The following is a 23,080-nucleotide window of genomic DNA, read 5'->3' as shown; positions in this document are numbered from 1 at the left end:
CGCGCACGCCGTAACCTCGCGTTACGCCGCCTGAACCCCCCCCCGTGCGGTGCGACCGTCCGTCCTCGTGTCGGACCGACCGCGAAGGAGGCCCGTGAGCGGACCAGAGCAGACCCCCGGAACACCTGCCACGCGGGCCGCCCGCGACGGCGGCGCGTCGGCGACGGACGGAGACGAGCAGGCGTCCGCCGTGGACGGGGCGCTCGACACGGCAGCCGCGGTCGAGGACGCCGGCTACCGCAAGGCGCTCGGCCCCCGCCAGATCCAGATGATCGCCATCGGCGGCGCGATCGGCACCGGGCTGTTCATGGGAGCGGGCGGACGGCTCGCCAGCGCGGGCCCGAGCCTGATCATCCTCTACGCCGTCTGCGGGCTATTCGCGTTCTTCATCCTCAGGGCGCTCGGGGAGCTCGTGCTGCACCGGCCCTCGTCCGGGTCCTTCGTCTCCTACGCGCGTGAGTTCTACGGCGAGAAGATGGCGTTCGTCTCCGGCTGGCTGTACTTCGGCAACTGGGCGATGATCGCCATCGTCGACGTCACCGCCGCCGCGCTGTACGTCCGGTTCTGGGCCCCCGCCATCCCCTGGCTGAACGGTGTGCCGCAGTGGTGCATCGCGCTCGCCGCGCTCGTCGTCGTCCTCGTGTTCAACCTCGTCTCCGTCAAGCTGTTCGGCGAGCTGGAGTTCTGGTTCGCGGCGATCAAGGTCGGGGCGCTGCTGGCGTTCCTCGTCGTCGGGGTGTCGTTCCTCATCGCCGTCGGCCGCACGGACGTCGGCGACACCGGGATCCACCTCATCGCCGAGAACGGCGGCATGGCCCCGCTGGGTGCCCTGCCGATCGTGGTCGCCTTCACCGGCGTGGTCTTCGCCTACACCGGCATCGAGCTCGTCGGCACCGCGGCGGGCGAGACGAAGGACCCCAGGCGGCAGATCCCGCGCGCCATCAACACCGTGTTCCTGCGCATCGTGCTGTTCTACGTCGGCTCGGTGGTGCTGCTGTGTCTGCTGCTGCCGTACTGGGCCTACCGTGGTGACGAGTCGCCGTTCGTCACCTTCTTCACCCACATCGGCATCGAGGGGGCCGACGCGGTGTCCAGCTCGGTGATGAACCTCGTCGTGCTCACCGCCGCTCTGTCGAGCCTCAACGCGGGCCTGTACTCGACCGGACGCATCCTCCGCTCCATGGCCCTCAGCGGTGCCGCGCCGACGTTCACCGCCCGGCTCAACCGCAACGGGGTCCCTGCGGGCGGCATCGTCCTCACGGCCGTCGTCGCGCTCGGCGGTGTCGCCATCAACGCGCTCTGGCCGTCCGACGCGTTCAACATCGTGCTGGAGCTGTCCGCGATCGGCATCATCGGTGCGTGGGGCACGATCATCCTCTGCCAGATGAAGCTGCAGCGCTGGGCGGCGGCCGGGCGGCTGCAGCGCCCGGCCTTCCGGCTGTGGGGTGCTCCGGTCACCTCGTGGCTGACGCTCGGGTTCCTCGTGAGCGTGCTCGTCTCGATGGCCTTCTCCGACACGGGGCGCTGGATCCTCGCCTCCCTCCTCGTGATCGTTCCGCTCCTCGTCGGCGGGTGGTTCGGCTGCCGCCGGAGGATCCACGCGATCGCTGCCGCGCGGGACGGCCACACCGGAGCGGTGCCCGTTGTCGCCGAGCGCCCCGGCTGGGCAAGCGAGCGCGGGCGCCCGGAGTAGCGGCGCCGGGGGTCAGTCCGTCCGCGACAGCACATCCGCCAGACGGAGCGGTTCCTCCCCGAGGGCCCCGGCGGCCGCCGGGTCGACGAGCCGCCCGTCGTGGACGGCGATGCCCTGGGCCAGGCCGCCGTCGCGCGCGGCCGCTCCGCGCCAGCCGTGGTCGGCGATGCTCAGCAGCGGCGGAAGCGTCGCGTCGCTCAGCGCCTGTGTGGCCGTCACCGGCACCGCCCCTGGCATGTTGCTCACGCAGGAGAACACGACGCCGTGGCGCAGGTAACTGGGGTCGTCGTGCGTGGTCGGCCGTGACCCCTCGACGCAGCCCCCCTGGTCGACGGCGATGTCGACGACGACCGCTCCGGGGCGCATGGAGGCGACCATCGCGTCGGTGACGAGCTTCGGGGCCCGTGCACCGGGGATCAGCGCTGAGCCGATCAGCAGGTCCGCCCGCCGGACCTGCTCCGCGATCGCACGGCTCGAGGACGCACGCGTCGCGACACGTCCGTCGAATCGGGCGGCCAGCTGCCTCAGCCGGGCGAGGTCCCTGTCCACCACCGTGACGGAGGCGCCGAGCCCGAGCGCCCCGGCGGCGGCCTGCTCCCCGGCGATCCCCCCGCCGATGACGACGACCTCCGCCGCGGCCGTGCCCGCGACCCCGCCCATGAGCACCCCGCGACCGCCGGACGGCGACAGCAGTAGCGAGGCTCCGGTGATCGTGGCCAGCCGGCCGGCCACCGCGCTCATCGGTGCGAGCAAAGGCAGCGAGCCGTCCCCGCCCCTGACCGTCTCGTAGGCGATCGCAGTCGTGCCGCTGCGCTGCAGTGCGGCTGCGAGCTCCGGCTCCGCCGCGAGGTGCAGGTACGCGAACAGGACCAGCCCCGGCCTGAGCCGGCGGTACTCGGCCGGCTGGGGCTCCTTCACTTTGACGACGACGTCCGCTTCGGCCCAGAGCCGGTCCACATCGCTGAGGATCTGCGCGCCCGCGGAACGGTAGTCGTCGTCGCCGAATCCGGCGGCGTCGCCCGCTCCGCTCTGCACGACGACGTGGTGGCCCCGCGTGACGAGCTCCTGCGCTCCGGCAGGTGTGACCCCCACGCGCCCCTCGTTGTTCTTCAGTTCCGTCGGGATGGCGACGATCATGGCGACCTCCTGGGTACGGGAGGGCGCGACGGGCACCGTCGTGTGGCGCCGCGCTGCGCCTCTCGGATGATGGCACCATCCTCGCAGGAGCGGTCCGCCCGCGCACCCCGTCGGGCGCGGGTGGGGACGGCGTGCGGAAACGGCTCCGCCCGGGGGAGTGCGTCCCCCGGGCGGAGCCGGTCATGCAGAGGAGGCATGGCCTCCGGGGATCAGCCGTCCCGTCGCAGCGAGCGCGACCGGAGGGCACCGGCCAGGCCTGCCGCGAGCAGCAGCGCCGCCAGCACCGCGGCGGTCAGCGGCTCGGCGCCGGTCGTCGCGAGCGATCCGGATGCGGACGAGCCCTCGCCGCTGCCGGAGCCGGCGGACGACCCCGCGCCGGCGGGGGCCGGGGAGGCCGTGCCGTCGGCGGAGCCGGAGCCGCTCGCGTCACCGGAGCCGTCGGTCGAGCCGTCGTCCCCATCGGCGTCGGAACCGCCCTCGCTCGGCGGAGTGGTGGGCTCGACCTCCGCGACCGCGACCGTGAAGGCGATCGGCTCGCTCGTCGCCGAGAGGGTGCCGTCCGCCAGCCGCTGCGAGACGGTCAGGGTGTAGTCCCCGTCCGGAGCGGACACCTCCGCGCTGAACGAGCCGTCCTCGGCGTCCGCCTGCACGACGACGGTGGCCTCGCCCGTCTCGGGGTCGACCTCGACGGGGTCGGCCTGCTCGCCCGCCGCCACGGCGGTCGACTGCAGCCCCGACCTCGCCCCGGACTCCTGACCGGAGGGCACGCCGTTGATCACGACGGTCACCTCCGCACCGGGCTCGGCCGTTCCCGTGACGGTGACCGTGCCGTCGTCGAGCGTCTGCCCGTCGGTCGGCGCGGTGACGGTCGGCGCGGCGAGGGCGGCGGTCACGGTGATCGTCACCGTTGCGCTGCGCCCCGCGCCGTCCGTGACGGTGAGCGTCGCACTCCCCGTCGCCGTCGTCAGGGGCAGCACACCGGACAGGCTCACCGAGCCGGACGAGTCCGTCCGGCCGGTCGCAAGGACGGTGCCCTCCGCGTCGGTCAGCGTGGTGTCGCTGTCGGCGGTGAGGTTCGCCGCGAGCACGGTGAACGGTGAGCCCGCGGCGACGTTCTCCCGGTCGGCCGCGGCGGTCGGCTCGGCGACGACGCCCTCGGTGACGGCGGCGAACGCGTTCACCAGGCCCGCGCCGTAGAAGGGCGAGCCGTCCTCATCGGCGCAGGCGGCACCCGCATCCGCCGGGCAGGCGAGCGGCGTGGCCTGCTCCGCGAGGTACTGGCGCAGCGCCTCCGGGCCGGCGTCGGGGTGAACCGATTTCAACAGCGCCGCGACGCCGGCCACGTGGGGCGACGCCATGGACGTTCCGCTCTTCAGGCCGTAGCCGCCGCCGACGACGGTGCTGAGGATGCGCGAGCCGGGGGCGGCGATGTCGATGACGCCCTCACCGTAATTGGAGAACGACGAGCGGCTGATGACGCCCTCGGCGTTCTGCGCCACCGACGCGACCGTCACGACGCCGTCCAGCTCGGTCGGGATGTCGTAGCACCCCTCGCTCACCGGGCGATCCGTGATGAACTCGTCCTCGGGCACGTCGTTCGGGCTGGTGCTGTCCGTGGTCTTGTTGGCCAGGTCGTAGTTGGAGTTGCCGGCGGCGGCGACGTTGAGCACGCCCTCGCCCTCCGAGTACGCGACCGCACGACGGACGGCCTCGAAGCCGGCCGCCTGGGTGTCGTCGGTCTGGCACCAGAACTCCCACGGGTCGACGTAGTAGCTGTTGTTGGTGACGTCGAAGCCGTGCTCCGCCGCCCACATGAAGCCGCAGACCGCGTACTCGGGGTAGATGTAGCCGTCGTCGTTCACGACCTTGACGGAGGCGAGCGTCGTGTCGGGGGCGACCCCGACGATGCCCTCACCGTTCTGCGCGGCGGCGATCGTGCCGGCGACGTGCGTCCCGTGGTCGCTCGCCGTGGGGATCCAGCTCGCGCGCTCGGTGTTGACGACGCCGTTGACGGCACAGCCGGCGGAGAGCGCCGGGTCCACCTGGGTGGCGAGGTCGGGGTGCGTGTCCTCGATGCCGGAGTCGAGAACGCCGACGACGACGTCCCTGCTGCCTGTGCTGACCTCGTGCGCGGCGAGCGCGCCGATCGAGGTCATGTCCCACTGCGCCGTCTCGCCGGGGTCGGCTGCCAGTGCGGTCTCGCTTCCCGGCTGCCCGATCGCGGCCAGCCCTCCGGCGACGACCTCGGCGTCGTTGACCGGCACCGACCGCGTCGGACCGGCGGACTCGACCGCGTCGGCCGCCCTGATCGTCGCGAGGAAGTCCCCGCTCGCCGACTGCGCCACCGTCACACCGATGGCCGGGTGCGCGGTGAGCACCACGCCGCCCGCGGCCGCGACCGCCTCGGCGACCAGGCCGGTGGCCGCCTCGCCGGGTGCGCCGAGGACGACGTAGTTGTACGCGCCCTCGGCGTCGGCGACGGCCAGCTCGGACGCGGTCGCCGCGGCCGGCGTCGTCGTGCCGGCTGTGGTCGTCGTGCCGCCCGCGGTCGGAGTCGCCGCCAGTGCCGTCTGCGGCGCGAACGCCAGTGCACCGACCACGAGTCCGCCGAGGCACACGCCCCACGCCCGTTCGTTTAATCGCTTCATTGCGGAGCCCACTCTCATTCTCTCAATTGTCGAAACATCTCGAAGCCTATGAGGTTGGTGTTGCGTTCATGTGAATTGTTTCGGGGCACGCAAGTCCCCGCTCGGGGGTGATATAACGCGCGCGCATGACCTGTTCGGGGGTGCCGGGGGGCGGGTGCAGGGCACGGGTGGCGCCGCCGAGTGCGCACGGCTGCTCGGGCGCTCAGTCGTCGGGCCGCACGGTTTCGCGGCCACTCGCTCCTCGGTCCCTCGGCCGCCTCCTCCTCGGGCTGCTCGGCCCCTCCGGCCGCTCAGCCCCGGCGGGCGATCGGCGCGAAAACGGCCGAGGTGAGCGCGGCGAGGTCGTCCGCGGCCAGCTCGACGTCCTGGCCGCGACGCCCCGCGGACACGAACACGCTCGGCACCCCGTTGGCGCTGTCGTCGATGACCGTGGGCAGCGGCGTCCGCTGGCCGATCGGGGAGATGCCGCCGCGGACGTAGCCACTGCTCCGCTCGGCTCTGGCCGGGTCGGCGAGCTCCGCGCGCTTGGCGCCCACCGCGTGGGCGAGCGCCTTCAGATCGAGGCTGCCCAGGACGGGCACCACGGCGACGACGAGCGCCCCGTCCGCCGCAGCGATCAGCGTCTTGAACACGAGGGCGGGGTCCACGCCGAGTGCGGCCGCCGCCTCCGCGCCGAAGCTCAGAGCGCTCGCCGGGTCGTGACGGTACTCGTGGACGCGGTGCGGCGTGCCCGCCGCGGTCAGGGCCGCGAGCGCCGGCGTCCCCGTCGGCGTCCGTCGACCCATCCGGCGCGGTCCCGTCCGCTACTCGGAGACGATGATGGTGTCGGCGAGGGGACGGCGCACCCGCGGAGCGACCTCGCGCTCCCGCAGTTGATCGTTCAGCTGGTCCGCCTCGCCGAGGTGGCCGAGCGCGACGACGCTGACCGGGACGAGCGAGTCGGGCAGCCCGAAAGAGTTGGCAGCGGCAGCGGCATCGAAACCGGTCATCTGGTGGACGACGAGCCCCCCTGCGTGCGCCTGGATGCTCAGGTGGGCGACGGCCTGGCCGAGGTCGTACGAGGCGGTCGGGTTGGGACGGCCGTTGTCGTCGACGACCTGGGCGATCGTGAGGACGAGAGCGCCGGCGTTCGCTGCCCAACCCTGGTTGAACTCCGCCAGCGTGCCGAAGATCGTGTCGAAGGTCGCCGTCCCGCGCCGGCCGACGATGAAGCGCCACGGCTGGATGTTGAAGGCGCTCGGCGACCAACGCGCGGCCTCCAGCGCGGCCGAGAGACTGTCCTCGTCGATGACGCGGTCGCCGTCGAGCGCGCGGGGGCTCCAGCGCTCGGCGAGGACAGGGAGGATCTCGTGCGCTGTGGGCGCGGTGCGGTCGACGGTGCTGGTCGAGGACATGGTGCTCTTCTCTGGATGTCGGTGGGGGCCGGTCCTCATTGACCGCAGGGACGATTTTACGTCCTCCACCCCGGCCCGCCCAAGCCCCAGGATGCCGGTGCCGTCGCGGGTGCCTGCGAGAGGGGACCGCGTGCGACGACGGCGAACGGAACTACCCTGGAGTCATGACCGACACCACCGCCCCCGCAGCCCAGACCCGCACCGCACCGACCACAGCGGGCGGACCCGGCACGACCCCGGGGACCGCGTGGCTGACCGTGCTGGCCGCGCTGTCGCTCGTCATCGAGCTGGTCAGGGCGACGGCGGGGCTCAGGGGCCACGGCGGCGGGACACTGACCCCCTACTTCCGCGGCGAGGGGCCGAGCGGGGCGCTCGCCGTCTGGACGGTGCTGCTCATCGCGGTGACGGTCGTCCTGTACGCGATCGTGATCGTGCTGCTGCGCGGGGACGCGCGGCTGGGGCGGCTTCTCGGCGGCGTGCTCGCCGTGCTCGCCGTGCTGGCCGCCATCCCGAGCATCCCCGTGATGGTCGGCGCGGGCGCGATCGTCGGCGTGGTGTTCATCGCCGCGATGATCGTCGTCAACGTGGCGTTCGTCGTCGTCGCCTGGCGCGGCCGCTTCTGCGCGTGACGGCCGCCGCCGTCACGGTCAGGGCAGCAGGTCGCGCAGGGAGAAGCCGGGGATGCCCAGCTGAACGATGAGCGCCAGGGCGAGCCAGAGCACGGTCACGGCCAGCAGCACGAGCAGCGACAGCGTCACCGCCCGGCGCCGGGTATAGAAGAGGCGGAAGCAGAACACGATCCCCGCGGCAGCGAGCAGCGGGGGGATGAGCAGGCCGCCCAGCCAGCCCACGATGACGAGGAACCCGATGCAGTCGCCGCTGATGTCGCAGCCGGCGGTGTTGATCCCGATGAACATCGAGGCGTAGGCGCCCACGCCGGTCACCCCGATGGTCACGAAGATCACCAGCAGCGTCAGGACGACGTCTGTGGTGCGCTGGCCGCGGGTGGTCAGGACGGGGAACTGCATGGAACGGGACTCCTTCGTGGCGGCTCCGCGGGGAATCCGGGGGCGAGACGCCGCAGTCATCTTCCCAGTGGGATACGGCGGGTCACAAGCCGGGGCCGCCGCTCACAGCCGCCGCTAGGCTTGACGGGTGGGCGGAGTTCTGGTCGGTTTCGGGATCATCGCGACGGTGATCGCCGTCGGGTACCTGATCGCCGTGCTCGGGATCGGCGGGCCGAGCGCCGGGTACGTGCTCAACCGCGTCGCCTTCTTCGTCACCAACCCCGCGCTGCTGTTCACGGTGCTCGCGCACGCTGACCTCAGGCAGCTGTTCTCCTCGCACCTGCTGGTCGCCCTGATCAGCGCGGTGGCCATGATCCTCGTGTACCTGCTCCTGGCCCGGTTCGTCTGGCGGATGCCGGTCCCCGAGTCGGTGATCGGGGCGACCGCGAGCGGCTACGTCAACTCGAACAACATCGGCCTGCCCGTCGCCGTCTACGTGCTCGGCGACGCGCAGCTGGTCGCGCCGGTGCTGCTCATCCAGCTGCTGCTGTTCTCGCCGGTCAGCCTGGCCGTGCTCGACACCTCGACCCGCGGCTCCGCCTCGCTGAAGGACATCCTGCTCCAGCCCGTCCGCAACCCGATCATCATCGCGTCTCTCCTCGGCGTGCTCGTCGCGTTCAGCGGTGTGCAGCTGCCGGACGCCGTCTACGCGCCGTTCGAGCTGATCGGCGGCGCCGCGATCCCGATGGTGCTCATGGCGTTCGGGATGTCGCTGCGCGGGCAGCGGCCGTTCGGGGCGGGGAGCGGGCGACCCCAGATCGCGGTGGCCACGGTGCTGAAGGTGGTCGTGATGCCGGCGACCGCGTACCTGATCGCGGCCTACGGCTTCGGGATGACCGGCCACGAGCTGTTCGCCGTGGTCGCCCTTGCCGCCCTGCCGACCGCGCAGAACGTGTTCAACTTCGCCAGCCGCTACGAACGCGGCGAGACACTCGCCCGCGACGTCGTCCTGCTGTCGACCGTCGCCTCGGTCCCCGTGCTTCTGCTGGTGTCGGTGCTGCTGAACTGAGTGAAAACCCGCTGAGCCGTCGGGCTCAGCCGAAGATCATCGGCCGGTCGTCCTCGTCCTCGTCCCCGGCGATATCGACGACGACGGGGACGTGGTCGCTCGGGCCGTCGCCCTTGCGCTCGTCCCTGGCGATCTGGGCGCCCTCGACGAGGCGGGCGAAGGCGTCCGAGCCGAGGATGAAGTCGATGCGCATCCCCTCGTCGCGCGGGAAGCGCAGCTGCGTGTAGTCCCAGAAGGTGTAGCCCTCGGGTACGAGGGGGCGGACCACGTCGCTGAGCCCCGCGCGCGTGAACGCGGCGAAGGCCTCCCGCTCGGGCGCGGACACGTGCGTCGATCCGGGGCCGAAGCTGGGATCGCCCATGTCGGCGTCGGTCGGCGCGACGTTCCAGTCGCCGGTCAGCGCGAGCGGCACCTCCGGGGCATCGGCCAGGCGCTGCTCCGTGTGGGCCCGCAGCGCGTCGAGCCAGGCGAGCTTGTACCGGTAGTGGTCGTGGTCGAGGCTGCGGCCGTTCGGGACGTACAGGCTCCAGATCTCGATCCCGTCGACGGTCGCCCGCATCGCCCTCGCCTCCAGGGGGCGGCCCTCCGGGTCGGCGCCTGCGGGGGCCTTCGCCCCCGGCTCGCCGAAGCCGGGCATGCCGGGGAAGCCGATCGCGGTCTCGTCGATGGGCAGCCGTGAGGCGATCGCGACGCCGTTCCACTGGTTGAGGCCGTGCGTGACGACCTCGTAGCCGGCCGCGGTGAAGCGTTCGTGGGGGAACTGGTCGTCCCTGCACTTGATCTCCTGCATCGCCAGGACGTCGATGTCGTCCCGGACGAGGAAGTCGACGATCCGCTCGACGCGGGCGCGGGCGGAGTTCACGTTCCAGGTGGCGATGCGCATGCGTTTCAGCCTAGCGGCGGGCGTCCGTCGCGCTCTCCACCGCCCGGTCCACCGGGGTCGTCCACCGCGCTGCCCATCGCGCTTCCCATCCGCTATCCGCAACTGCCCATCCCTGTCCACACCGAGCCGACGCGGCGGCCGACGACGGCCCTACTCTCACTCCACGGGAATGCTCAGTCCCGCCCCGATCCGCACCGCACCGCCAGAGACGGCGGTGTTCGTCGCGCCTCGGGGACACCATCACATCCAGGGGGAAACATGTCAGAGAACACCACCAGCCGCGTCCGCCGCGGACGCAGGGCGGTCATCGCCGGAACGATCGCCGCCCTCGCCGTCACCGGTGTCGCGGTCGCGCCCGCGCAGGCCCAGGCAGCCCCGGCCGTCAGTGTGCAGTCGGCGACCTTCGGCGACGGGGAGTGGTCGCCGAGCCACAAGGAGTCCACGCGCGTCATCCCGCTCTGCAAAGGACCGCTCGCGGTCGCCTCGTGGCTGAACGTCAACTTCTCGGACCACGGCCGCGACATCCAGAAGTACATCTCGAAGAACGCGAAGACGCTGGAGCGGCTCGCCACCGGCAAGGACACCCCGCTGACGACGCTGGCGCTGCTGAACAGGGCCATCCTCCAGATCCCCGCCTACGCGATCAGTGACGGCCTGTTCCACCTGCCCGCGACGGCGCTCAGCGTCGTCACCGGCTGCGGCGTCCTGGACAGGGTCGGCGTCAACCCGTTCAGCTCGCGCAGCTGACCCCGCGGTGCCCGCCCCGTCATCGTGACGGGGTGGGCACCTCTTCGTGCCGGTCCCGCCGAGATACGCGGCACCGCCGAGCCTGACGCACCCGTCGCACCCGCAGAGAAGGACCACACATGACCAAGGACCTCAGCCGCCGCACCCTCATCGGTGCGGGGATAGCCGCCGTCGGCACCGCAGCCGTCGTCGGAGTGGAGACGCCGGCGATCGCCGCCGACGTGCTCCCCGGATTCCCGTCGGGGATCACCGTCAGGCGGGAGGTGTACAAGAACTGGGACGGCGTCGTCTCGACCGACCCGCTCTGGACCTGCGTTCCCCGCAACCAGGCGCAGGTGCTCGCGGTCGTCAACTGGGCGCACGCCGCCGGATACACCGTCAGGGCCCGCGGGTACCGGCACTCCTGGTCGCCGGTCACCGTCGAGCCGGGAACGCGGAAGACCGCCAGGGTGATCCTCGTCGACACGACGGCGCACCTGACCGCGATGAGCATCCCCCGCGCGGGCCGGCTGAGGGTGGAGGCCGGGGCGCGCATGGACGCGGTGCTGGGCTACCTGAACGCCAACGGCTACTCGATCGCCGCGACGCCGGCGCCGGGCGACGTCACCGTCGGCGGCGTGCTCGCCGTCAACGCGCACGGGACCGGCGTCCTCGCCGCGGGTGAGAGCCCCGAGGCCAACCAGAACATGGGGACGATGAGCAACCTCGTCGTCACGCTGACGGCCGCGGTGTGGGACGCCGGGCGCGGCGAGTACCGTGCGAAGCGTTTCGAGCGCAACGACCCCGATATCGCGCCGTTCCTCGCCCATCTGGGCCGTGCCTTCGTGCTCGAGGTGACGCTCCAGGTGATGCCCGCCTACTCGCTGCGCTGCCGCAACTACACCGACATCCCCACGCGGGAGCTCTTCGCCTCGCCGCGGGTCGCCGGGGACCGCAGCCTGTCCGCCCTGCTCGACTCCGCCGGCCGGGTCGGCCTGATCTGGTACACCTTCACCGACCACCCCTGGGTGCAGCGGTGGGACGTCACCCCGGACAAGCCCTGGACCTCGCGGCGGACGCGGGGGCCGTACAACTACCTCTTCGCCGACAACCTGCCCGACCCCGTGCCGCAGCTGCTCGGACGACTCGTCTCCGGGCAGGACTGGGTCGCGCCCGCGTTCGGCGCCGCGGTCATCACGGCGACGCGGGCCGGCCTGACCGCGGCCCTCGCGCGTGACATGTGGGGCCCGGCGAAGGACTTCCTCAACTTCGTCAAGCCGACCACGCTGCGGGTCAGCGCCGGGTCGCACGCGATCATCGTCGCCCGTGCGGACGTGCAGGAGGTCGTGCACCGCTTCTCCGAGTGGATGACCGCGGCGCTCGCGCGCTATCGCGATCGGCGCCAGTACCCCCTCAACAGTTGCGTCGAGATCCGCGTGACCGGGGTGGACGACCCGGCGGCGGTCGGCATCAGGGGTGCGGTGGCCCCCTCCCTGTCCGCGGCCGCCCCCGTTGCCGGTCGTCCCGAGCTCGACACCGTGGTGTGGCTCGACGCGCTCACCCTGCCGGGGACGCCGCACGAATACGCCTTCTTCGAGGAGCTGGAGGCGTCGCTCCGCACGGACTACGCGGACCTCGGCGTCGCCCGGCCGGAGTGGGCGAAGCGGTGGGCCACGACGGCGGACGGGTCGTGGACGGACGACGACGTCATCGCCGAAACGCCCGCGCTCTTCCCGGAGTGGGGCTCGGCCGTCCGCACCCTCTCGCGTTATGATCCTGATCGGGTGTTCAGCTCTCCGTTGCTCGACCGGCTCATGCCGGGATGACGCGCCGACGGGGGGTCGTCATCGGGATCGAATGATGGCAACCTGGGGTCGAGGGGGAGCAATGGAAGCTCGGGATGAGCTCAGCGACGGCGTCCTTGCGCAGATGTCGATAGACGGGGACGAGCGGGCCTTCGCCGTGCTGCTGCGGCGGCACGCCGGCTACCTCCGTGCGTACGCCATCCGCCTGACGGGGTCACGGGCGGACGCCGACGACGTGGTGCAGGCCGCGTTCATCACCGCCTGGCGCAGGCTGGACTCCCTGAACGAGCCCGACCGCTTCAAGGCGTGGATGCGGCGGATCGTGTCCAACCGGAGCATCGACCTCATCCGCAGCCGCCGCGTCGAGGACACGCCGATCGACGACCAGGTCCCATCCCCGGAGCGTGACGACCCCGAGCGTCGCGCCATCGCCGGTGAGGGCCTGCAGCGTCTCTCCGCGGCCCTCGAGGCGCTGCCCTCCGCCCAACGAGAGGTGTGGGCGATGCGGGAGCTCGGCGGGCTCAGCTACGAGGAGATCGCCGCCGAGCTCGGCGTCACCGCCGCCGTGGTCCGTGGCCGTCTGGCCAGGGCACGTGCGACCCTGGTACACGAGGTGGAGGTTTGGCGATGAGCGAGGAACGGCCCCTGCGGGACGACGAGGTCGACGTGGAGCGCATCAGCGCCTACCTCGACTCCGGCCGTGCCCCGTACGACGCCACCATCGAGGAGTCCCCCGAGGCGAGCCGGCTGATGCGCGAGATGGCGCACCTGCGCGACCTCGGCGCCCGGCTCATCGCCTCCGAGGCCGATGCGCTGCCCGAGCCCTCGCAGAACTGGTTCGCCGGCGTTCTCAGCCAGATCGCGCTCGAATCGCGATCGGGCAGGGACCTGCCGTTGGACGTCGGCAAGGCCAGGGTCATCACGGAGGGCGCGCTGCGCGGGGCGATCCGTCAGGCCGCAGGCGCGCGGGTGCCGGGGCTCATCGTCGAGCGGTGCGTGTTCGAGGGCGAGCTCGATGCCAGCGACTCACCGGTCACGGTGTCCCTGCGCGTGGCCCTGGTGTGGCCGACCGCTGCACCGGCGGCGACGGCGGCGCTCAGGCGCATCGTCCAGGACACCGTGAGCGAGCACCTCGGCCGGGTCCCTGAGCGGGTCGACATCAGGGTCGACGAGGTGCACGTCGGCGGCAGGTCGGAGCATTCGAGGGAGGACGGCGCATGACTCAGGATCGTGACCCCGCGGAGTTCGCGGGCCTCGCCGCCACGGTTGACGCCGCGGTGGACGGGATCGACGGGGTGAGGACCCGGCCGCGGGGGCGGTCGCTCGGTCGCATCGGGGCAGGGCTGTCCGGACGCGACCCCGTTCCGAACGCGGTCGTGGAGCGGGCGGAGGGCCGCTGGCGGATCGCCGTCGACGTGGCCATCGCGGGGCACAGCGCCCCCGCCGCCGCCGCGCTCGTGGCGGAGGTCGTCGCGGGGCTCCCCGGACTCCGCGGCGGGGAGGACGGCACGCCGGAGGTCACGGTTCGCATCGTCGACGTCGCTGAGGGGCTGTTTTCCGCGGGCTGACCTCTAACATGGTCAATTGTGACCGACTCCCGCCAGCAGCTCATCGACTACATCTCCACCGACGCCGTGTTCCACGGCGACTTCACGCTGACCAGCGGCGCGAAGGCCAGTTACTACGTCGACCTGCGGCGCGTCAGCCTTGACCACCGGGTCGCCCCGCTCATCGGCCAGGTCATGCTCGACCTCATCGCGGACGTCCCCGACGTCGCCGCCGTCGGGGGCCTGACGATGGGCGCCGACCCGATCGCGGCCGCGATCCTGCACCAGGGCGCCGCACGCGGCGCCGGGCTGGACGCCTTCGTCGTGCGCAAGGAGCCGAAGGACCACGGCAGGGGGCGTCAGGTCGAGGGGCCCGACCTCGCGGGCAAGCGCGTCATCGTGGTCGAGGACACCTCGACGACGGGCGGGTCCCCTCTGACGGCGATCGCCGCACTCGAGAAGGTGGGCGCGGAGATCGCGGCCGTCGCGGTCGTCGTCGATCGCAACACCGGCGCGAAGGAGCGTATCGAGGCCGCCGGATACCCGTATCTCGCCGCGATCGGCCTCGCGGACCTGGGGCTGACCGAGTGAACGCGCGACCGGAGGGCCAGGGGGACGAGCCATCCTCGACGGAGTGGCTGCTCGGCCAGCTGGGCGACGAGCCGGACGAGACGGCCGCCCTCCCGGTCGTGGAGGACAGTGCCGACGAGGCGACGCAGGCTCTGCCGGTCGTGCGAGGCGGAGACGATGCCGAGACCCGGGCTCTTCCGGTCGTCGAGGGCGTCGTCGTTGACGAGGCGACGCAGGCTCTGCCGGTGGTCGGTGGCGCGCAGGGGGAGGAGACCCAGGCTCTTCCGGTCGTCGAGGGCGTTGTCGTTGACGAGGCGACGCAGGCTCTGCCGGTGCAGTCGAGTGACGGCGCCGTGGAGGCGAACACCCCGTCCGCAGTCAACGATGCCGGTGCCGATGGTGCTCCCGACGCCGACGCCGATGCCGATGCCGGCGCGGGTGCGGAAGCGCCGGACCACGTGGAGCTGCCGGTCACGGCCGACGCGGAGTCGGTGCCAGGGGCGGCGGATGCCGCTCGGATCGACGCTGTCCGTGCCGCCAGGGCCCCCGCGCCCGGCAGCCATCCCGGGGTCGCGTTCGTCCTGCCCGCGGCCGGGGCCGGTGCCGACGCCGGTGCCGCCGAGGTGGGGACGGGCGTCGATGCGGGTGTGAACGACGGCCTGAACGGCGACGCCGTCCCGGGAGGGCCGGAGGCCGCTGCCGCTCCCTCCGTGCCTGGAGGGCCGGAGGCCGCTGTGGCTCCCTCCGTCCCCGACCAGTCCGACGCGGTGCCGCCCAAGCCCGAGGCCGAGCCGTCCCCGACCGAGCAGGGGGGAGCTGCCGGGATCGAGGAGCGTTCGGCGGCGGCCCCGGCCAGTCCCGCCGGGACCGACGATGCGGCTGATGCTGATGCTGATGCTGATGCTGATGGGGACGGCGCCGCGGCGCAGAGCGCCGCCGACAACCCCTTCGAGGACTCCGCGCGCTTCTTCCCCTGGTCGCTGAGCCCGTCCGCCGCTGCCGGTTCGGGCACCGACACGGACGCTGCGACGGATACGTCTGGCACCGGCTCCCCCGGTCCGACGGCCGGGACCGTGGGTGCAGCCGGGACCGCCGTCGGTGCTGCCGCCGGTGCCCCCGCTCTCTTCAAGCCGCCGCCGGGCGGGGCCGCCCCCGGCCCGGTCGAACCGCTCAGCTGGACGGTCATCGACACCTCAGCCGCGACCGAGCCGACCGAGCCGGGAGCTCCGTCGGCGGCGGACTCCGCTGCCGAGGCAGCAGGGTCCGCAGGGACCGCGGACGTCGACGGCGCCACGGGAACGGAGGCTTCCGCGACCCTCGACGGCGATCCCGCGGTCGTGCCGCCTGCGCCCGTCGCCGGCGATCCGACGACCGATCCGGCGGAGGCCGTGGCGGTCGCGTCGAGCGAGGCGATCGAGCTGAGCGCGGACGATCTCGTCGCCCTCGCAACCCCGCACGACGCTCAGGCCCCGGCCAGCGTCGAGGACGAGGAGCTCGCTGCTCTCACCGCGGCGAACGACGACTCGCTCGCCGCGCTCGCGGCAGCGAACAACGCCGAGAACGGCGGCATCGACGACGAGCTGGACGGCATCGACGATCCCGTTCCCGCGCCGGGCGCGGCCGTGCCCGGCGTCGGTCGTCGGTCGGCATCGGCCCGTGGTCGGGCCGGCGACCGTGACGTGGCAACGGAGCCTGAGCCCGAGCCGGAACTCGACATCGACCCGATCAACGATTCGGCCGTCTTCGGTGAAGCCCTCGTCCAGGGAACGCAGCCGGTCTCCGCGGTCAGGGCCTCGTCGGCCTCCGTCGTGCCGGCCGTCCTGCCCCAGGACGAGGTCACCGCGTCCGAGCCCGACCCGACGACACCCGTCGAGACGGTCGCCGCCCCGCACGGTGGCGGGAGCGGTGGAGGGAGCGGCCGCCGGGCACGACCCTCCGAGGGGGCCGGGGGCACGCGTTTCGTCCTCATCGCGGTCGCCGGACTGATCGTCTTCTTCGTGATCGGCTTGTTCCTTCCGCGCCTGTTCACGGGGGGAACGCCCGCGGCGATCCCGACCCCGACGGCCACCCCGACGGCCACGGCCACCCCGACCGAGGCCCAAGGGCCGGCAGCGCTCGGCGTCCAGCCGTGGACGGCCCTGAACGGGGGCGAGTGCCTGAGCGACTACACCGACCCGTGGCAGGCCGAGTTCACGGTCGTCGACTGCGCGCAGCCGCACCAGGCCCAGCTCGTCGCGGTCGGTGAGATCACCGACGACCCGGCTGCCGCCTACCCGGGCGAGGAGGAGCTCGCCAGCCAGATCGGGCTGTGGTGCGCGGCGCCCGGCACGATCAGGTCCGACGGCGAGGTCCCTGTCTCCGAGCTGCAGGTGCAGGGCAGCTACCCCGTGAACGACGACGAGTGGACGGCCGACGGGGACCGCAGCTACCGCTGCTTCGTCTCCCGCGCGGAGGGCGGGGAGCTCAGCGAAGACCTGGTCGCCGGCTAGGGCCCGTCTATCCGGCCGGGGCCCGCCCGTCCGGCCGGTTCCCCCGTCTGGCCGGTTCGCCCGTTCTGCCGGTTCCCCCGTCTGGCCGGTTCGCCCGTTCTGCCGGTTCGCCCGTTCTGCCGGTTCCCCGGTCCGGCCGGGTGCCCCGGCCGGGCCGCGAGGGTCAGCCCTGCTCGGCGGGAACCTGGTCGGTCTCGATCGGCTCGCGTCGGATCAGCTCGCTGACACCGCTGAGGATCTCATCCGGCCGGAACGGGTAGCGCTCGATCTCCGCCTGGTCGCTGATCCCCGTCAGCACCAGGATAGTGTGCAGACCCGCCTCGATGCCGGCGACGATGTCGGTGTCCATACGGTCACCGATCATGCCGGTGTTCTCGGAGTGGGCGCCGATCTTGTTGAGGGCGGAGCGGAACATCATCGGGTTCGGCTTGCCGACCACGTACGGCTCCCGCCCCGTCGCCTTCGTGATGAGCGCGGCGATCGCGCCGGTCGCCGGAAGCGGGCCCTCGGCGGAGGGGCCGGTGGCGTCAGGGTTGGTGACGATGAAGCGTGACCCGGTGAGGATCGCGCGGATCGCCTTCGTGATCGCCTCGAAGGAGTAGTTGCGGGTCTCGCCGACGACGACGTAATCCGGCGTGGTCTCGGTCATGATGAAGCCGGCCTCGTGCAGGGCCGTGGTGATGCCCGCCTCGCCGATGACGAAGGCGCTGCCGCCGGGGGCCTGCGACTTGAGGAACGCCGCCGTGGCCAGCGCCGAGGTCCAGATGCGCTCCTCGGGGACGTCGAGCCCTGAGGCGCGCAGTCGCGCGCTGAGATCGCGCGGCGTGAAGATCGAGTTGTTCGTCAGGACCAGGTACGGGGTTCCCTCGTCCTTCCACTGCTGCAACAGCGCCGAAGCCCCCGGCAGCGCCTTGTTCTCGTGGACGAGGACGCCGTCCATGTCGGTCAGCCAGCATTCGACGTCGTCGCGTTTGCTCACGGTGCGAACCCTTTCTCCGGTGGACCTCAAGCATATCGGCGCGCGCCGGGGCCCGGCCTGCTCGGCGGGGTCCGGCGCGCGCCGACCGTCGCGACGGGGTCAGTCGGCGGCGTTCTCGTCCGGCTCCGCGGGGGCACCGCCCGATGCGGTGTCCTCCTCGCCGGTCGTGGTGCCGTCCTGGTCCGAGCCGTCCGGAAGCTCGCGGGGGTCGGGGGTGGTGTCGCTCATGGCGCTCCTCGTGTCGTGCGGCCGGCGGCCGTGGCCGCCGCTGGGCTCCCCACGCTACGCCGTGCCGCGCGCCCCGTCAGCCCTCGGCCTCGCCCGGGACGGTTCGCCCCTCCGACGCGGGCTGTTCAGGGACCGGTCGCGGCCCCGTTACCCGGGGCCGACACGCTGAGACCGCCGCCCGGCATCGCCGCGGCCCCCACCATCGAAAGGTCCCCGCACACCCATGTCACGACGACAGAAACGATCGGCCGTCCTGGCCGTCGCCCTCGCCGCCGGATTGCTCGGCTCCACCCCGGCCGCGGCGGCGACCGCGGACACCCCATCCGCCGCCACCGGCGGCGTCCTCATCAGCGAGGTCGTGTCCGGAGGCCCGAGCGGCGCCTCGGACAACTTCATCGAGATCGCCAACTTCGGCAGCGCCGCCACCGACATCGGCGGCTACCGCATCTTCCGCTGCGGCCAGGCCGGTGACGCCTACGGCCCGCAGGCCGTCGTCCCCGAGGGAACGGTCCTCGCGCCGGGCGAGCAGTACCTCGCCGTCCGCGCGGGCAGCCCCCTCGAGGCCTCCGGCGTCGGGGACGCCAGCTACGACACGAGCCTGCACAGCTTCGGCTACGGGGCCTACCTGGAGGCGCCCGACCACACGGTCCTCGACCGGATCGGCTTCTACCACCCCTCCGTCGACAGCCAGTGCAAGAACCCGACGAGCCTGCCCACCACCGCGGCCTGGACGTTCGGCGAGTCCCACCAGCGCGTCGGGACGAGCGGCGACATCGCCAGCGACTGGATCGTCGCCGAGCGCACGCCGGGCGAGGCCAACCGTTCCGAGCCGGCCGACCGTCTCCGCCCCGGCGCGGTGAAGATCAGCGAGTACGCCCCCGGCGGCCCCGGCGCCCGCGACGACTTCATCGAGATCGCCAACTACGGCGACAGCCCCGTCGACCTGTCCGGCTGGTCGCTGCTGCGCTGCGGCGACAACGCGCAGACGTACACCCAGCACGCCGGTCTGCCCTCGGGCACGACGCTCGCGCCGGGTGAGGCGTTCACCTTCGTCAGGACCGACGCGCAGACGATCCCCTCCTCCGTCGCCGACGCGCGGTACTCCACGAGCGTGCACTGGCAGAACTCCGGCGCGATGCTGCTGGACGCCGACACGTCGATCGTCGACAGGATGAGCGTCTACCGCGACCGTCAGAGCCCCTGCACCGACGGCGAGGCCGCGGTCATGGACATCGACACCGGCGACGGGCTGAGCTTCCAGCGGAACTCGGACACGGGCGACAACTCGTCCGACTTCGTCCGTGCCCAGCGCACCCCCGGCGAGGTCGCCGAGCTCGGCACCGTCGCCGAGGGCGAGCGCCGTGCGGACGCCGACAGCCCGGTGCGCATCACCGAGCTGAGCGCCGCGGGACCCGCGGGCGGCAACGACGAGTACGTCGAGCTGCTCAACACCGGTGACGCGCCCGTGTCGCTCTCCGGCTGGTCGCTCTGGCGCTGCGAGGGGACGGGGAAGCGATCGCTCACCCCGCAGATCGCCGACCTGGCGATCACCCTCGCACCGGGGCAGCGCTACATCGCGGCCCCCACCGGGGCGCCGGCCGCCCTGGCGGCCATCGCCGACGGCAGGTACTCGACGGGGCTCAACGACGCCGAGGGCTTCGGCGTCGCCGTGTGGGACGGCTCCGGCGCGGTCGTCGACCGGGTCGCCGTGTGGGACAGCATCGCGTTCAGCCCGTGCGAGCAGGGCGCGTCCATCCAGAACGACGCCAAGAGCGACCAGGGCGAGAGCTACCAGCGCGCCCAGGACACCGGCGACAACATCGCCGACTTCGCCGTCGCGACCCGCACCCCTGAGGGCCACGAGGACCTGCCCGTCGTCGACCCGACCGTCCCGCTCGCCGGTCAGCTCGACCCGGCCGAGGTCGACCGGCTCTTCCGCCCCGGCACGCCCATCGCCGAGACCGGCGAGCAGGACGAGGACGGCGCGGTGAGCACGAGCGTGACCACCACGCACGACGGCGGGGACCGGCTCCAGGTGAGCTTCCGCTCGTCGACCCCCGTCGAGCTCGACGAGGCCACGCAGCGCGTGTTCACCGGCGTGACCGAGCAAGTCCCTCCGGCGGCCCGCGAGCTCGACGGAGAGACCGAGGTCCGCTCGGCCGACGACGCCACCGCGCCGTCCGACGGCACCGGCTTCCCCTACCAGCGCTTCGAGCTGGCCATCGACGAGGTCCCCGACGAGGGCGTCGAGCTCAGCTGGACGGGGACCACGACCGACCGCAACGAGCTCCAGATGTACGGCTGGAACACCGCGTCGGCTCGGTGGGAGCTCGTCGATGCCGCGGTGCCCTCCGCCGACGGCGAGCTGACGCTCGTCGGACGGCTGACCGCCGAGATGGTGGTCGACGGTTCCGCCGCGGTGCTCGTGCTCGACGGTCCGCGCACGGCCGGCGGACTGCTCGACGAGGTCTCCGTCACCGACGGCGCCTTCGTCACGCCGGGCGGCTACGACTTCGCCGTCAACCACATGACCGATACCCAGTTCCTCACCGAGGGCTTCCGCCGCGTCTACACGGACATGGCGGCGTGGGTCGTGGCCAACGCCGAGTCGAGGGACATCGCCTTCAGCGCCCACACCGGTGACGTCATCGAGAACTGGATCAACGGCAACGCCGAGGTGGAGCGCGCCAGACGCGAGTTCCAGGCGGCGTCCGACATCCAGTCCCTGCTCGACGACGCGGGCGTGGCCAACAGCATCCTGCCCGGCAACCACGACAACCTCTGGGGCCGGAACAACGATCTGTTCACCGAGTACTTCCCCGCCTCGCGCTACGAGGGAACCGAGTGGTTCGGCGGCGAGTGGCGCGTCGGCGACCCGAGCGCCCGATTCGACCACTTCAGCGAGCAGGGCGTCCCGTTCATGGTCGTGTCGCTGCCCTACGCGCCGTCCGACGAGCAGATCGACTGGGCGTCGTCGCTGGCCGCGGCCAACCCCGAGTCGAACGTGATCCTCGCCACCCACGCCTACCTGTACACCGACGGCACACGCGACGACCGCGTCGACCGCCGATACACGGCGCGCGGCGTGGAGATGTGGGAGCGCGTCGTCGCACCGAACGACAACGTGTTCCTCGTCATCGGCGGGCACTACCACGGCGTGTCCACGCAGCTCGCCGACCCGGTGACCGGTGAGCAGGTCGACGCGACGGAGATCGCCGCGGGGACGACCGTCATCGACAACGTCGGCGCCGAGGGGCGCCGCGTCGTCGAGATGCTCGCCGACTACCAGGGCTACCGCTCGACCCAGCCGAGCCCGCGCGCCGACACCCTCGACCGCGACACCGGCTTCCAGCGGCTGCTCCAGTTCGACCTGGACGCCGGCGTGATGGCCGTCAACGCGTACTCGCCGAGCCTGGACTCCTTCGACGCGTGGCAGTACGACGAGCCGGACTTCCGCGGCGACGCGGTGCGCTACGACCGGGGCGACGACGAGTTCGTCGTGCAGCTGTCGCTGAAGCGGCCGACGGCGTTCACCCTGTCGTCCTGGACGGTCCAGGGCACGGCGAGCGAGGCCGCCGTGGTCGAGGTCGCGGCGGGCGAGACGGCCACGCACGACTGGTCGGCCGAGCAGGCGGGGATGCAGTGGTATGCCGTCGTGACGGACACCGCCACCGCGTCCGCGAGTGCCGGCGAGGCCGCGGGCCGGGCCGTTCCCGGCGCGCTGCGTGCCGAGTCGCTCGCCCAGCAGGAGGGCCCGACGGCCGAGCAGGACGCGCTCCCCTCCGAGCGGCGTCTCGCGCCGGTCGAGACGGTGCAGGACGCCCCGAGCGACGCCGCGCAGCAGCAGGACGCCCCCGGTGCCGGGGAGCCGACTGAGGGGGCCGCACTGCTTGAGGAGGCCACGGCCGAGGCCGATGCAGTCCCGACGCCCGCCGAGGCCGAGGAGCCCGTCGAGCCGATGGTCGAGCCGGCCGTCGCGGTCGGGAACCGGGTCATCACCGCGCCCCTCGCCCTCGGCGAGGCCGTGGTCACGGAGCCGACCGAGCCGACGGAGCCGACCGAGCCGGTCGACCCGGAGGACCCGACCGGCCCGCTCGAGCCGCTCGAGCCGGTCGACCCGGTCGATCCGGTCGACCCGGGCCAGAACGCCGGTTCGGGTTCCGGCGCCGGCGGCGCGGGCGACGCGTCCGGTCAGGGCGACTCGTCCGATGACGGCGACGCCCTGGAGGGGCGTCCTGCGGCGTCCGGCGCGGACGGATCGCTCGCGAACAGCGGGGCGGAGCAGCTCGGCGTGATCCTGCTGATCGCGCTGCTGCTGGCCACCACCGGTCTCGGCGGCGTGCTCCTGCACCGCCGTTCGCGCCGGAGCGGCGGCGAGGTCTAGCCGCGCGGTCGTGAGGGGCAGGAGGGGCCGGGGAGTCGGGGACGACTGCCCGGCCCCTCCGCATGCGCGCGACCGCCCCGCCCGGCGCGGCCCGATACGCTGATGCCCGCAGCCGTCGGTCCCGCCGGGACGAGGGGACCGGCACGGGGCAGGGGAGGGCACGATGCGGCGCACGGTCGGGATCGGGGTGATCGTCCTCGTGATCGTCGCGGGCGTCGTGTTCCTCGTCGTGAGGCAGGGGACGATCGACGCCGACAGGGAGCGGCACGTCCAGACGCTCGACTGCACGGTCGTCGAGCGGGGGCAGTCCGCCGGCCGCGGGGGACCCAGGGGCAACTGGGTCGACACCGTCGAGTGCGGGCGCCTCGCCGTCGACCGGGTCGATGTTCACCGTATCCAGCCCGGCCTCCTCCACCGTGTCACGGTGTCGGGCGACGGGGCCGCCGGCGCGCTCAGGCACGGCTCCGGCTGGGAGCCGCTCGGCCGCTGAGCACCCGGCCGCCAGACGGCTACCCTTGACC

General features: G+C 72.7%; 20 protein-coding genes. 12 read left to right on the top strand and 8 right to left on the bottom strand.

The window, feature by feature from the left end:
* The first annotated feature begins 190 nt into the window (after nt 1-190).
* A complete protein-coding gene (locus FM119_RS02825) occupies nt 191-1,693 on the top strand; it encodes an amino acid permease (RefSeq protein WP_245827219.1) in 1,503 nt (500 codons plus the stop codon).
* A 12-nt stretch (nt 1,694-1,705) separates the two neighbouring features.
* Here the strand turns inward: FM119_RS02825 and ald are convergent, their stop codons facing one another.
* From ald to FM119_RS02805, 4 genes are all read right to left on the bottom strand, one after another.
* The gene (gene ald, locus FM119_RS02820; protein WP_087136179.1) at nt 1,706-2,830 is read right to left on the bottom strand and encodes an alanine dehydrogenase; all 1,125 of its coding nucleotides are present in this window, start codon (nt 2,828-2,830) and stop codon (nt 1,706-1,708) included.
* A 209-nt stretch (nt 2,831-3,039) separates the two neighbouring features.
* Nucleotides 3,040-5,478 carry a S8 family serine peptidase gene (locus tag FM119_RS13800; RefSeq protein ID WP_276327854.1) on the bottom strand — a complete coding sequence of 813 codons (2,439 nt, stop codon included), beginning with the start codon at nt 5,476-5,478 and terminating at the stop codon, nt 3,040-3,042.
* Between the two features lie 290 nt (nt 5,479-5,768).
* On the bottom strand, nt 5,769-6,263 hold the full coding sequence (gene ybaK, locus FM119_RS02810) for a Cys-tRNA(Pro) deacylase (protein WP_087136178.1): 495 nt from the start codon (nt 6,261-6,263) through the stop codon (nt 5,769-5,771).
* Between the two features lie 18 nt (nt 6,264-6,281).
* On the bottom strand, nt 6,282-6,872 hold the full coding sequence (locus FM119_RS02805; RefSeq protein WP_087136177.1) for a nitroreductase family protein: 591 nt from the start codon (nt 6,870-6,872) through the stop codon (nt 6,282-6,284).
* 164 nt (nt 6,873-7,036) lie between these two features.
* Between FM119_RS02805 and FM119_RS02800 the strand changes: the two genes are divergently transcribed.
* Nucleotides 7,037-7,501 carry a hypothetical protein gene (locus tag FM119_RS02800; protein WP_087136176.1) on the top strand — a complete coding sequence of 155 codons (465 nt, stop codon included), beginning with the start codon at nt 7,037-7,039 and terminating at the stop codon, nt 7,499-7,501.
* 18 nt (nt 7,502-7,519) lie between these two features.
* Here the strand turns inward: FM119_RS02800 and FM119_RS02795 are convergent, their stop codons facing one another.
* The gene (locus tag FM119_RS02795; protein ID WP_087136175.1) at nt 7,520-7,900 is read right to left on the bottom strand and encodes a hypothetical protein; all 381 of its coding nucleotides are present in this window, start codon (nt 7,898-7,900) and stop codon (nt 7,520-7,522) included.
* 127 nt (nt 7,901-8,027) lie between these two features.
* Between FM119_RS02795 and FM119_RS02790 the strand changes: the two genes are divergently transcribed.
* The gene (locus tag FM119_RS02790; protein ID WP_087136174.1) at nt 8,028-8,948 is read left to right on the top strand and encodes an AEC family transporter; all 921 of its coding nucleotides are present in this window, start codon (nt 8,028-8,030) and stop codon (nt 8,946-8,948) included.
* Between the two features lie 25 nt (nt 8,949-8,973).
* Here FM119_RS02790 and FM119_RS02785 read toward each other — a convergent pair whose 3' ends face one another.
* Nucleotides 8,974-9,831 carry an exodeoxyribonuclease III gene (locus tag FM119_RS02785; RefSeq protein ID WP_087136173.1) on the bottom strand — a complete coding sequence of 286 codons (858 nt, stop codon included), beginning with the start codon at nt 9,829-9,831 and terminating at the stop codon, nt 8,974-8,976.
* 258 nt (nt 9,832-10,089) lie between these two features.
* On the opposite strand from FM119_RS02785, the gene FM119_RS02780 reads away from it, so the two are divergent.
* From FM119_RS02780 to FM119_RS02750, 7 genes are all read left to right on the top strand, one after another.
* Nucleotides 10,090-10,578: a hypothetical protein gene (locus FM119_RS02780; protein WP_087136172.1), complete on the top strand. Its 489-nt coding sequence runs from the start codon at nt 10,090-10,092 to the stop codon at nt 10,576-10,578.
* Between the two features lie 119 nt (nt 10,579-10,697).
* On the top strand, nt 10,698-12,383 hold the full coding sequence (locus FM119_RS02775; RefSeq protein WP_087136171.1) for a cholesterol oxidase substrate-binding domain-containing protein: 1,686 nt from the start codon (nt 10,698-10,700) through the stop codon (nt 12,381-12,383).
* 61 nt (nt 12,384-12,444) lie between these two features.
* Complete coding sequence (locus tag FM119_RS02770) at nt 12,445-12,993, top strand: RNA polymerase sigma factor (RefSeq protein WP_087136170.1); 549 nt, start codon at nt 12,445-12,447, stop codon at nt 12,991-12,993.
* Nucleotides 12,990-13,583, top strand: coding sequence for a hypothetical protein (locus FM119_RS02765; protein WP_087136169.1), 594 nt, complete (start codon nt 12,990-12,992; stop codon nt 13,581-13,583). The genes FM119_RS02770 and FM119_RS02765 overlap by 4 nt, the downstream gene beginning before the upstream one ends.
* Nucleotides 13,580-13,930, top strand: a complete 351-nt coding sequence (locus tag FM119_RS02760) for a hypothetical protein (protein ID WP_087136168.1) — start codon at nt 13,580-13,582, stop codon at nt 13,928-13,930. Before FM119_RS02765 ends, FM119_RS02760 begins: the two co-directional genes overlap by 4 nt.
* An 18-nt stretch (nt 13,931-13,948) precedes the next feature.
* Nucleotides 13,949-14,500, top strand: coding sequence for an orotate phosphoribosyltransferase (pyrE, locus tag FM119_RS02755; RefSeq protein WP_087136167.1), 552 nt, complete (start codon nt 13,949-13,951; stop codon nt 14,498-14,500).
* On the top strand, nt 14,497-16,968 hold the full coding sequence (locus FM119_RS02750; RefSeq protein WP_087136166.1) for a septum formation family protein: 2,472 nt from the start codon (nt 14,497-14,499) through the stop codon (nt 16,966-16,968). The genes pyrE and FM119_RS02750 overlap by 4 nt, the downstream gene beginning before the upstream one ends.
* Before the next feature lie 163 nt (nt 16,969-17,131).
* Here the strand turns inward: FM119_RS02750 and FM119_RS02745 are convergent, their stop codons facing one another.
* Nucleotides 17,132-17,908: an HAD-IIA family hydrolase gene (locus tag FM119_RS02745; RefSeq protein ID WP_420845565.1), complete on the bottom strand. Its 777-nt coding sequence runs from the start codon at nt 17,906-17,908 to the stop codon at nt 17,132-17,134.
* A gap of 138 nt (nt 17,909-18,046) precedes the next feature.
* The gene (locus FM119_RS14305) at nt 18,047-18,175 is read right to left on the bottom strand and encodes a hypothetical protein (protein WP_276327853.1); all 129 of its coding nucleotides are present in this window, start codon (nt 18,173-18,175) and stop codon (nt 18,047-18,049) included.
* Nucleotides 18,176-18,398: 223 nt separating this feature from the next.
* Here FM119_RS14305 and FM119_RS02740 point away from each other — a divergent pair, with 223 nt between their 5' ends.
* Complete coding sequence (locus FM119_RS02740; RefSeq protein WP_087136164.1) at nt 18,399-22,559, top strand: lamin tail domain-containing metallophosphoesterase family protein; 4,161 nt, start codon at nt 18,399-18,401, stop codon at nt 22,557-22,559.
* Between the two features lie 163 nt (nt 22,560-22,722).
* Nucleotides 22,723-23,049 carry a hypothetical protein gene (locus FM119_RS02735; RefSeq protein WP_087136163.1) on the top strand — a complete coding sequence of 109 codons (327 nt, stop codon included), beginning with the start codon at nt 22,723-22,725 and terminating at the stop codon, nt 23,047-23,049.
* Nucleotides 23,050-23,080 lie beyond the last annotated feature (31 nt).

The organism is Mycetocola reblochoni REB411, assembly GCF_900163835.1.
GTDB classification, from domain to species: Bacteria; Actinomycetota; Actinomycetes; order Actinomycetales; family Microbacteriaceae; genus Mycetocola_B; species Mycetocola_B reblochoni.
Note: the sequence above shows the minus strand (reverse complement) of the source record. Positions and strands in the feature narration are given on the sequence as shown.

Bases quoted from the DNA above. Each gene is read 5' to 3' on its own strand.
- ald (WP_087136179.1), bottom strand. From the start codon at position 2,830: ATGATCGTCGCCATCCCGACGGAACTGAAGAACAACGAGGGGCGCGTG.
- FM119_RS13800 (WP_276327854.1), bottom strand. From the start codon at position 5,478: ATGAAGCGATTAAACGAACGGGCGTGGGGCGTGTGCCTCGGCGGACTC.
- ybaK (WP_087136178.1), bottom strand. From the start codon at position 6,263: ATGGGTCGACGGACGCCGACGGGGACGCCGGCGCTCGCGGCCCTGACC.
- FM119_RS02805 (WP_087136177.1), bottom strand. From the start codon at position 6,872: ATGTCCTCGACCAGCACCGTCGACCGCACCGCGCCCACAGCGCACGAG.
- FM119_RS02800 (WP_087136176.1), top strand. From the start codon at position 7,037: ATGACCGACACCACCGCCCCCGCAGCCCAGACCCGCACCGCACCGACC.
- FM119_RS02795 (WP_087136175.1), bottom strand. From the start codon at position 7,900: ATGCAGTTCCCCGTCCTGACCACCCGCGGCCAGCGCACCACAGACGTC.
- FM119_RS02785 (WP_087136173.1), bottom strand. From the start codon at position 9,831: ATGCGCATCGCCACCTGGAACGTGAACTCCGCCCGCGCCCGCGTCGAG.
- FM119_RS02780 (WP_087136172.1), top strand. From the start codon at position 10,090: ATGTCAGAGAACACCACCAGCCGCGTCCGCCGCGGACGCAGGGCGGTC.
- FM119_RS02775 (WP_087136171.1), top strand. From the start codon at position 10,698: ATGACCAAGGACCTCAGCCGCCGCACCCTCATCGGTGCGGGGATAGCC.
- FM119_RS02770 (WP_087136170.1), top strand. From the start codon at position 12,445: ATGGAAGCTCGGGATGAGCTCAGCGACGGCGTCCTTGCGCAGATGTCG.
- FM119_RS02765 (WP_087136169.1), top strand. From the start codon at position 12,990: ATGAGCGAGGAACGGCCCCTGCGGGACGACGAGGTCGACGTGGAGCGC.
- FM119_RS02760 (WP_087136168.1), top strand. From the start codon at position 13,580: ATGACTCAGGATCGTGACCCCGCGGAGTTCGCGGGCCTCGCCGCCACG.
- FM119_RS02745 (WP_420845565.1), bottom strand. From the start codon at position 17,908: ATGGACGGCGTCCTCGTCCACGAGAACAAGGCGCTGCCGGGGGCTTCG.
- FM119_RS14305 (WP_276327853.1), bottom strand. From the start codon at position 18,175: ATGAGCGACACCACCCCCGACCCCCGCGAGCTTCCGGACGGCTCGGAC.
- FM119_RS02740 (WP_087136164.1), top strand. From the start codon at position 18,399: ATGTCACGACGACAGAAACGATCGGCCGTCCTGGCCGTCGCCCTCGCC.
- FM119_RS02735 (WP_087136163.1), top strand. From the start codon at position 22,723: ATGCGGCGCACGGTCGGGATCGGGGTGATCGTCCTCGTGATCGTCGCG.